Source organism: Sporosarcina sp., assembly GCF_029257255.1.
Classification (GTDB): domain Bacteria; phylum Bacillota; class Bacilli; order Bacillales_A; family Planococcaceae; genus Sporosarcina.
This window is the reverse complement of record NZ_JARICI010000014.1, coordinates 86,282-95,764: the sequence shown is the minus strand read 5'-3', so window position 1 is coordinate 95,764 and position 9,483 is coordinate 86,282. Positions and strand designations below refer to the sequence as shown.

Sequence of the window (9,483 nt, the reverse complement as noted above, 5' to 3'; positions counted from 1 at the left end):
CATAATACGTAAAGTCATGTATATTTAGGGAACACATACTACAGATACATCCGAAAAAAATATTTTTTGGTCTTACTCAGAACGCGATAAACCTTGTCACTATCGTATTTCCAAGAGGGAGTCGCCGCCTTGCTCTCCAAGCAACTCAAGTATTGATTACTTTAATAACATTACTCACAGATTAAAACCTATTAATTTGAATATAATATTGCTAATCCAGTAATCTGTAATAATGATTCCTCTGCTAAAATTTCATCTATATAGTACAAAAATCAAAAAGCATGTGCACCGCCGTCTACTTTCAAAACATCTCCAGTAATATAATTCGAAGCGCTGGAGGCTAGAAATAATGCTGCTCCTTTTAGATCGGAGTCATTGCCTAGTCTGCCAAGGGGGGTGCTTTGCATGATCATTTTTTCGCCGTGTTCAATTAATACTTTGGACATTTTTGTTGGGAAGAAGCCCGGTGCTATGGCGTTGATGTTTATTTGATGAGGGCCCCATTTGACTGCCATGTCCTTGGTCATTGTCATGATGGCGCCTTTGCTTGTGTTGTAGCCGATGGTCTGCATGAACGGCGGGGTTCCGCCAAAGCCTGCGATAGAGGCGATATTAATGATTTTGCCGCTTCTCTGTTTGATCATGACCTTCGCTGCTGCCTGGCTCATTAAAAATGTGCCGGTTACGTTGACGTCCAGTACCTTATTCCATGCTTCAAGCGGCATATCTTCTGTTGGTGCCGACCAGCTCGCTCCGCTATTATTGACGAGGATGTCGACTGTGCCGAACCGTCCAACTGTCTGAGAGACCACATTCTGCACGTCTACAGGTTTCGTCACGTCGCATGTTACCGCGAGTGATCCGACTCCCATACTCTTGATTTTTTCACTCATTTCCTGACAGGCTTCTGCATTTCTTGAGCAGATGACGACATTTGCTCCCGCTTCGGCATATGCTTCTGCAATCTGCGCACCGAGTCCACGCCCTCCACCAGTGACGATCGCAGTCTTTCCTTCCAATGAAAACATATGTAAAATACTCATCGTCTCACCTCTTTACCGATATTTTTTTAATTCGAGTCTCGCAATTTGTCTTGCGTGAACTTCATCCGGCCCATCCGCAATTCGCAGCGTTCTGGATCCTGCATACATATAGGCCAACGGGAAGTCTTCGCTGACACCCGCTCCGCCAAATGCCTGAATTGCGCGGTCGATCACTCGCAATGCCATATTTGGCGCGACTACTTTGATCATCGCAATTTCTGCTTTCGCTACTTTATTGCCGACAGTATCCATCATGTATGCTGCTTTTAATGTCAGCAGACGAGCTTGCTCAATATCCATTCGTGATTCCGCAATCCACTGCTGCACAACACCCTGTTCCGCAATTTTCTTACCGAATGCTTCGCGCTCCTGCACCCGTTTGCACATTAATTCCAATGAACGTTCCGCCGCTCCGATCAGTCGCATGCAGTGGTGAATACGACCAGGCCCAAGGCGTCCCTGCGCAATTGCAAATCCTTTCCCTTCACCCCACAGCATATTCTCAGCCGGTACCCGAACATTTTCAAATAAAATTTCTGCGTGGCCATGTGGCGCGTCATCATAGCCGAAAACCGGCAACATGCGCTCAACCGTTACGCCTTCCGCATCCATGGGCACCAGAATCATAGACTGCTGTTCATGTTTCGCAGCATCCGGATCACTCTTCCCCATGAAAATCATAATTTTACAGCGCGGGTCTCCAGCACCTGACGTCCACCACTTGCGACCGTTCAGAATATACTCATCGCCGTCGCGTACTATGCTCGATTCGATATTCGTCGCGTCACTTGAAGCGACATCCTTCTCCGTCATCGCGAACGCGGAACGGATTTCCCCTTCCAATAAAGGTTCCAGCCACTGCTTTTTCTGCTCATCCGTGCCATAACGCGCCAGCACTTCCATATTGCCGGTATCCGGCGCATTGCAATTGAAGATTTCCGGTGCCATAAATGACCGTCCCATAATTTCACAAAGCGGCGCGTACTCAAGATTTGTCAGTCCTGCTCCACCACTGTCGTCAGGAAGGAATAAATTCCAAAGTCCCTTCTCTTTTGCCTTAGATTTCAATTCCTCTATAATTGGCGGTACTTTATTCCAGCGATCTTCCTGCTCTTCCTGCTGCTTGCGGAATACACTTTCATTCGGATAAATATATTCCTCCATAAACTCCTTGACCTGTGCCTGCAGTTTTTCTACTTTCTCTGAATATGAAAAGTTCATGATCTATGACTCCCCTTCTCTTATACTAACCAGTTGGTATGTTCAGAATATTACACTTACTATACTAGATTCCATGGGAGCTTGCAAGTATGATTTGCTTTCCTTATGAGCGCGCAGGCAGACTGTATGATCGAGTTTGTTGCTGCCATGATCACTCAGCCATGCTGTATGATCGAGTTTGTTGCTGCTATGATCACTCAGCCATGCTGTACGAGCGCTTCTCAACTTTTTATGATCATCCACACAAAAAAGACTGCCCAGAAAATCAAAAACATGATTTCCGGAGCAGTCCCGTCTTTATTTCACTATTTTCCTCTTACGCGTACCTGCGTACTGTGTAATGCGGTCCAGGATAATCGCTACAATAACGATCGACAACCCTGTTTCAAAACCTTTACCCGTCTTCAGCTGCGTCACGGAACGGTACACTTCCTCACCGAGTCCCGGCGCACCAACCATTGAAGCGATCACCACCATCGATAATGAAAGCATGATACTCTGGTTTACACCCGCCATGATTGTTGATTTTGCTAATGGAATCTGTACTTTCAGCAATCGCTGAGAAGTTTTTGAACCGAATGCTTCTGTTGCTTCAATTAAATCTTTCGGCACCTGCTCAATACCAAGCATTGTCAATCGGATTGTTGGCGGCATCGAGAAGATAACGGACGCGACAACTCCCGGTACGACTCCGATATTAAAGAAGAAGATTGCAGGCAGCAAGTAAACGAACGCCGGCATTGTCTGCATCAAATCAAGTATCGGATTGATAATTCTCTTCGAAGTCGGTGACTGTGAACCTAAAATCCCTAAAGGTATCCCGATAATCAATGCGATTGCGACAGATGCCAGCACGAGCGCAAGCATTTGCAACATCGGGTACCAATAACCCAAGTAATCAATAAACAATAATCCAATCAATGTAAACAACGCGATACCGCGCGTCGACAATACATACGCAATTACTGCGAAAATAATTGCCAATAATATCGACGGAACGAAGTCCATCCCCGTAACCAATCCTTCGACAATTCCCTTTAAGAAATCAGAAATGCCGTCAAACAAAGTACCGAACGTCACAACGAGCCAGTCTACTCCCACGTCAATCCAGTCTGCAAATGGTAATCTTGGTAACTTACTCATGTGTGCTCACCTCTTCCGTTTCTGCCGGTACAGGATCATTATTGATAAACTGTCCGTCCCCTGCAAGCGCGCCAATTAACGCACCGCGGATAATAATGCCCTGCAGATGATCGCGTTCATCCACGACCGCCACCGGAACCGTTGCAGTCGAAACTGCGTCAAACAGGTCAGTCAGCACTGTATCATTTGACACTTTCGTAATATCTCGAATGAGTACATCTTCCAGAGTCTTACCTTCTTCCGTGGCAGCAACAGCATCTTGCGCCGTAACTGCCCCGAGCAGACGACTTCCTTTATCGACTACATAAATAGATGAAATGCTTAATTTCTTCATGAGACGCAATGCAACACGTGCACCCCGGTCCACCTGTACTGTATCCGCTTTCTTCATAATATGTCCTGCTGTCAGCACCTTCGATAAATCGACATCTTCTACGAAACGCTCAACATATTCATTGGATGGACTCATGAGAATCTCTTCCGGCGTCCCGATCTGTACGATATCGCCGTCTTTCATCAGCGCAATACGGTCACCGATACGCAATGCTTCATCAAGATCGTGCGTAATGAAAATAATCGTCTTCCCCATATCATGATGCAACTGCAACAATTCATCCTGCATATCTTTTCGAATCAAAGGATCGAGCGCACTGAACGCCTCGTCCATCAGCAGAACGTCCGGATCATTCGCAAGCGCACGGGCCAGTCCCACACGCTGCTGCATGCCGCCACTCAACTGATTCGGATATTGCTCTTCGTATCCCGCAAGCCCTACAAGACGTAATGACTCTTTCGCTTTCTCTTGACGGGTTGCTTTCGCAATGCCTTGGATTTCCAAGCCGTATTCCGTATTTTCCTGAATCGTCTTATGCGGGAATAATGCAAAGTTCTGGAATACCATGCCGATTTTCTTCCGTCGAACTTCACGCAGTTGCTCTTTATTCATTTCGACAATATCTTTCCCGTCGATCAGAATCTTCCCCATTGTTGGATCAATAAGGCGATTAAGCATGCGGACAAGCGTCGACTTTCCGCTCCCCGACAAGCCCATGATGACAAAAATTTCTCCGTCATAAACATCAAAAGTAGCGTTCTTCACGCCGACTGTTGCACCTGTCGCTTTCAATATTTCCTGTTTCGACTTGCCTTCTTTCAGCATGTGAGAAGCTCGCCTACTATTCTTTCCGAAAATCTTCGTCGTGCCATGCACTTCAATTTTCTTTATCATTTCATTTTCGTTCATATGTACAACTCCCTGGTTTCGTTAAAGTTAACGTTACTATTATAGACGTAATAGTTTTGTAACACAACAGTTTTATCTTAATTAATTGTACGTACAGTAAAAACTGTTTAAACTTTTGCCTTTCCATTGCTTTTTTCCCGCAAATATAATAAGCTATATTAGCACTCGGGGAGGTGTTTCCCCACTATGATAATGGAGGTACCCTCTATGGAAGGTAAAGAGCAGCTCGAAAAATCCCGTGAACGAATCATTGAAACGATCGCTCAAAATATACATTTATACGGTTTAACACCTTCAGCAGGCAGACAATTCGGCACGATGTTCTTCAATGACGAACCGTTGACACTTGATGAAATGACAGAAAAACTCGGCATGAGCAAAACCAGCATGAGCACATCTGTCCGCTCGCTATCCGATTTAAAGCTTGTCGAACGCGCGTGGAAACGGGGCGTCCGCAAAGACTTATATAAAGTAAAGGATGACTGGTACCAAAGCTTCATCGACCTGTTCTCGATCAAGTGGCGCCAGTCCATCTCCCTGCATGAAACAGCAGTCCGCAAGTCGCTTAATGATTTGAATAAGCTGCTGAATGACCCTTCAATAACAGAAGAATTCAAGGAGACAGTCGAAACAGACATAGAAAAACTACGCTATATGCAGGACTATTTTGAATGGCTCGATCAGCTAGTCGATGCATTTGAAGATCATGACATTTTTGATTTGGTACCGAGAAAAGAGAATCGGCAAGAAGATCGACGACCGTAAGAGCTTAGGCTTTCGCGGTTTTTTATTTTCCATAAAGAAAAATCTCTCGACGATATGTCAACGATTCCCACTCACTTCAATCCATCTCCGGCACACAATCTCCTCTTTGCCCTTGTTGAATTGTGTCTTTCGCCAACACTTTCAAAGCTAGTTCAATTTCATAGTTATCCATTTCTTCAACAAATGGAACCAATCTGTCTTCAACTTTCGCCAATTTGACTGGCGATATCTCGGTAAATGTATAAACTAAAGTCTTTTAGCAGAAAATAACCTGCTGGTTTGTTTGTGATCGCAAAAACCGGGAAGTTATAGAACTATAATGACAATAAAAAGGAATGAGTGACAATATGCTCTATGAATGTGCGATTATTGGCGGTGGACCTGCCGGATTGAGCGCCGCACTGGTTCTGGGACGAGCTAGGCGCAGAGTCATCATCTTCGACAACAATCATGCACGAAATCGTGTCACACGGGAAGCACATGGATTTTTAACAAGGGATGGCATACAACCTGCCGAATTAAGACGATTAGGACATGAAGAAATCGCAAACTACCCGTCCGTCGAATTTCACAACGAACGCATTGTATCTATTGAACGTCTCGATCAAACACATTATGAATTAATGACAGCCAGCGGAAAGATCATTCGCACCCTTAAAATTTTATTGGCAGTCGGCTTGCAGGACGAACAGCCGAACATTCCCGGAATCGAACGTTTCTACGGAACATCTATTTTTAGCTGTCCTTACTGCGACGGCTGGGAATTTCGAGATCAGCCGCTCGCTGTTATTGCAGATAAAAACGTCTTCAAACTGGCAGCCGAAGTCTACACTTGGAGCCATGATCTCATTGTATTTACAAACGGCGAAGGTCAGCTCACCGGGGAAGAACGCAAGAAACTAAACGCTAAAAACATTCAAATCGTAGACGACATCATCTCCGGTCTTGAAGGAGAAAACGGCCAGCTAAAGAGCATCCGGTTAGAAGACGGCACACTCATAGACCGAACCGCCGCATTCTCCTCTCCCCTCTGGAGCCACCCCAACCACTTCGCCGAAGACCTAGGCTGCGAACCCAACCAATACGGTGGCATCCTCACAGACGAATATGGCCGAACAACCGTCTGGAACGTTTACGCAGCAGGAGACTCCGCCAACATCGTCCCCTCCCAGCTAATCGTAGCAGCAGGATCAGGCAGCGCAGCGGCTATCGGGATTAATGGCGACTTAACCAATGAATTCTTTGATCGGGTGGATTAATAGGTATTACTCTATTTTGGCTTATTTTTTTCACAAAGATAAGTTAGCCATGAGGTTTTTAGTGAATGAGCTAAATATCACCTGAGAATTGAAGCGTAAGCCGGTCGACTCCGAGAGGATCAGCGTGCGCCTTGAGACCCTGGAAAAATGAAGATGCCTTAAGCCACGCCCTCCGGAAAGCGTACCGGCTGAAGCGTAAGCCGTTGCGAAGTACTGCTTTTGCAAGTAAAAGCGCAGCGTTAAGAGCACATCTTTGATTTACATTCCACACTGCCTACATAGTGATTCAAAGCCCAATTCATTCGTACAGAAAAAACTGTACGAACAAACAATAAAGGTAAAACGGTTGTATTACAATCATATTACAGTTATACTAATTAATGTTCGCTAATACAGCGACCAATTAAACAGGTTGTACTTACATAAAACGTTGAACGCACACTCGTTCATCCACTTGCAACCAAAACAAGGAGGAACTATACCGTGTCATTCAAAAAGAAAGTTTTAGGATTCAGCTCAGTTGCATTATTAGCAGTCGGTCTTGCAGCTTGTGGCGGCGACAAAGACGAAGATACATCAAAAACTGATGGTGACGGAGATAAAGCAGCGTCAACAGAATCTATCGGTAAAGCAGTAGACTACAAAATTACTGGGATTGACCCAGGTGCAGGCATCATGGAAGCAACAGAGCGCGCACTTGAAGACTACGATCTTGAAAAGTGGGACGTTACTACAGGTTCAGGAGCAGCGATGACAGCAGCACTGAAAAAAGCGTATGACAAAGAAGAACCAATCATCATAACAGGCTGGTCTCCACACTGGAAATTCGCAAAGTACGACCTGAAATATCTTGACGATCCAGAAGGTTCATACGGCGGTGCCGAAGAAATCCACACAATCGGACGTCTAGGATTAGAAGAAGATCTTCCGGAAGCGTATCAAGTTCTAAGCAACTTCCACTGGACAGAGGACGATATGGCTGAAATCATGGTCGAGATCATCGACGGCGAAGATCCAAAAGTTGCAGCACAAAACTGGATCGATGCGAATGAAGACAAAGTTTCTGAGTGGACTGAAGGAGTAGAAAAAGTCGACGGAGACAAAATCAAATTCGTCTATGTAGCTTGGGACAGTACAGTTGCAAGCACAAACATGATCGCTCTTGTATTGGAAGACTTGGGCTATAAAGTAGAAATGTCACAAGTTGAAGCGGGTCCTATGTATACAGCAGTTGCTGACGGCAGTGCAGACGTATTGCTGGCAGGATGGTTGCCAATCACACACGCAACATACATGGAGAAGTTCGGTGACAAAGTGGATGATATAGGCGTAAGTATGGAAGACGTCAAAATCGGTCTAGTAGTACCGACTTATATGGATATTGATTCAATTGAAGATTTGAAAGAATAATTCTAATGAAATTTGAAGCTGTGCCAGAGGTCAATTTGACTTCCGGCACAGCTTTTTTCATTTGCAGCAGAGGGAGCTGGCTGACGCGCCAAAGTACGGCTGCACCGCACCAAAACGCAGTGCAAACGAGCCAATCATTCCCACCACCGCACGTTATTCTGCAAGCAGCGCTCCAAACTAGCGTTCACTCGAACCAAACGACGCTACGAACGAACCAATCATAGTTAGAAAACAACCTGCTCGCTCATTAGCCCCCCCACAACCGCTCATACCACGTCGCCAAGTGATCATACCTACCCCGCAGGCGCTCATACTCACCCGGCATGTGCTCATTCCCACCGCAAACTCGCTCATAACCACTCCGCCCGCGATCATAGCCACCCCAAAAGTTTCACAAACTACCACAAATGCAACAACACAAAAAAAAGCCATCCAGCCAGTCATCCTGCAATGACCAGCCAAACAGCTCCACTTTCATTATTGCTTCCGAATCAAAGCAATCTGCCCTGCATGAATTCCCGCATGGTACATCAATCTGCCGACCACTTCCAAAGGAGTCGACGCACCCATTTTCGATTCAACCGGCGTATGCCACTGTTCTTCCGTCAGCTCTGCAAGCGCCTCCTTCAAATTCGCATCCGAAGCATCGAGCAGCGCAAGAAGTTCTTCGAGAGAACCCGCTTTCGGCAATTCAGCAGGCATCGCCTTACCAAGATACCAGTCTGCAAACATATACTCCACTTCTGCCGTATGATACAGCAGTGATTCAATAGAAGTTTCTCCAATACTTAACTTCAATTCCTGCTCCGTCAAGCCGCCCGCCATCTTCGTAAATCGTTCGCGAAGCGCATTCCAAACCGGCACTGCCGTTTCGAAACTCATGCCGTCACACCCGGTTTATTCTTCTTATCCACCACGACATGATTGAAAACTTCCCCGTCGATATCCACATCAAATGCCAGACCAAATCCTACTACATAGCGCCCTTGCACAGGCGTTAATTCGAATAATGAAAAGTCCAGGCCGCGCAATACTTCCAATAACTTCGGATTAAAGCGTTCATTGAACAGGTCAAAAATTTCCTCATGTCCGTCATTGCCGATATTTTTCGGCTGACAGCCCCAGCGTGCACGCTCAGTTCCGAACGGATTCGGTGTTGCAGATTCATCCGCAATAATCATTGCGTCAATCCACTCGCTATTTTCCAGATGGCGGTAATGCTCGGCAACTTGGCTGATGTAAATGTAAAACTTACCGTCTTTCTTGACGAACGGCGCACAGCTCGCAAACGGACGCCCCTCTTCATTGATCATATTCAGCACCATATTCTTGTGCTCTTCCACAAACTTCAAATAGCCTTCTTTATGCTTCTGCAAATCAATTTCTTTTGTCATATTTA

The 9,483-nt window shown here is 45.6% G+C and carries 10 protein-coding genes; 3 read left to right on the top strand and 7 right to left on the bottom strand.

Annotated elements, in window-relative coordinates:
• Positions 1-272 precede the first annotated feature (272 nt).
• The 4 genes from Q1J64_RS03805 to Q1J64_RS03790 form a co-directional block, all read right to left on the bottom strand.
• The gene (locus Q1J64_RS03805) at positions 273-1,043 is read right to left on the bottom strand and encodes an SDR family oxidoreductase (protein WP_301107762.1); all 771 of its coding nucleotides are present in this window, start codon (positions 1,041-1,043) and stop codon (positions 273-275) included.
• Between the two features lie 12 nt (positions 1,044-1,055).
• Entirely contained in the window at positions 1,056-2,264 is a 1,209-nt protein-coding gene (locus Q1J64_RS03800; RefSeq protein WP_301107761.1) for an acyl-CoA dehydrogenase, read from the bottom strand.
• 297 nt (positions 2,265-2,561) lie between these two features.
• Positions 2,562-3,407, bottom strand: a complete 846-nt coding sequence (locus Q1J64_RS03795; protein WP_301107760.1) for an ABC transporter permease — start codon at positions 3,405-3,407, stop codon at positions 2,562-2,564.
• Positions 3,400-4,650 (bottom strand): quaternary amine ABC transporter ATP-binding protein, encoded by a 1,251-nt coding sequence (locus Q1J64_RS03790; protein ID WP_301107759.1) that lies wholly within the window; start codon positions 4,648-4,650, stop codon positions 3,400-3,402. Before Q1J64_RS03790 ends, Q1J64_RS03795 begins: the two co-directional genes overlap by 8 nt.
• 207 nt (positions 4,651-4,857) lie before the next feature.
• Here Q1J64_RS03790 and Q1J64_RS03785 point away from each other — a divergent pair, with 207 nt between their 5' ends.
• Positions 4,858-5,415, top strand: a complete 558-nt coding sequence (locus tag Q1J64_RS03785) for a GbsR/MarR family transcriptional regulator (RefSeq protein WP_301107758.1) — start codon at positions 4,858-4,860, stop codon at positions 5,413-5,415.
• A 76-nt stretch (positions 5,416-5,491) separates the two neighbouring features.
• Here the strand turns inward: Q1J64_RS03785 and Q1J64_RS03780 are convergent, their stop codons facing one another.
• Positions 5,492-5,629, bottom strand: a complete 138-nt coding sequence (locus Q1J64_RS03780) for a hypothetical protein (protein ID WP_301107757.1) — start codon at positions 5,627-5,629, stop codon at positions 5,492-5,494.
• 121 nt (positions 5,630-5,750) lie between these two features.
• On the opposite strand from Q1J64_RS03780, the gene Q1J64_RS03775 reads away from it, so the two are divergent.
• Complete coding sequence (locus Q1J64_RS03775; protein ID WP_301107756.1) at positions 5,751-6,674, top strand: NAD(P)/FAD-dependent oxidoreductase; 924 nt, start codon at positions 5,751-5,753, stop codon at positions 6,672-6,674.
• A 483-nt stretch (positions 6,675-7,157) separates the two neighbouring features.
• A complete protein-coding gene (locus Q1J64_RS03770) occupies positions 7,158-8,084 on the top strand; it encodes a glycine betaine ABC transporter substrate-binding protein (RefSeq protein WP_301107755.1) in 927 nt (308 codons plus the stop codon).
• Between the two features lie 477 nt (positions 8,085-8,561).
• Here Q1J64_RS03770 and Q1J64_RS03765 read toward each other — a convergent pair whose 3' ends face one another.
• Entirely contained in the window at positions 8,562-8,966 is a 405-nt protein-coding gene (locus tag Q1J64_RS03765; protein WP_301107754.1) for a DinB family protein, read from the bottom strand.
• Entirely contained in the window at positions 8,963-9,478 is a 516-nt protein-coding gene (locus Q1J64_RS03760; protein ID WP_301107753.1) for a HugZ family pyridoxamine 5'-phosphate oxidase, read from the bottom strand. The genes Q1J64_RS03765 and Q1J64_RS03760 overlap by 4 nt, the downstream gene beginning before the upstream one ends.
• Positions 9,479-9,483: the final 5 nt, after the last annotated feature.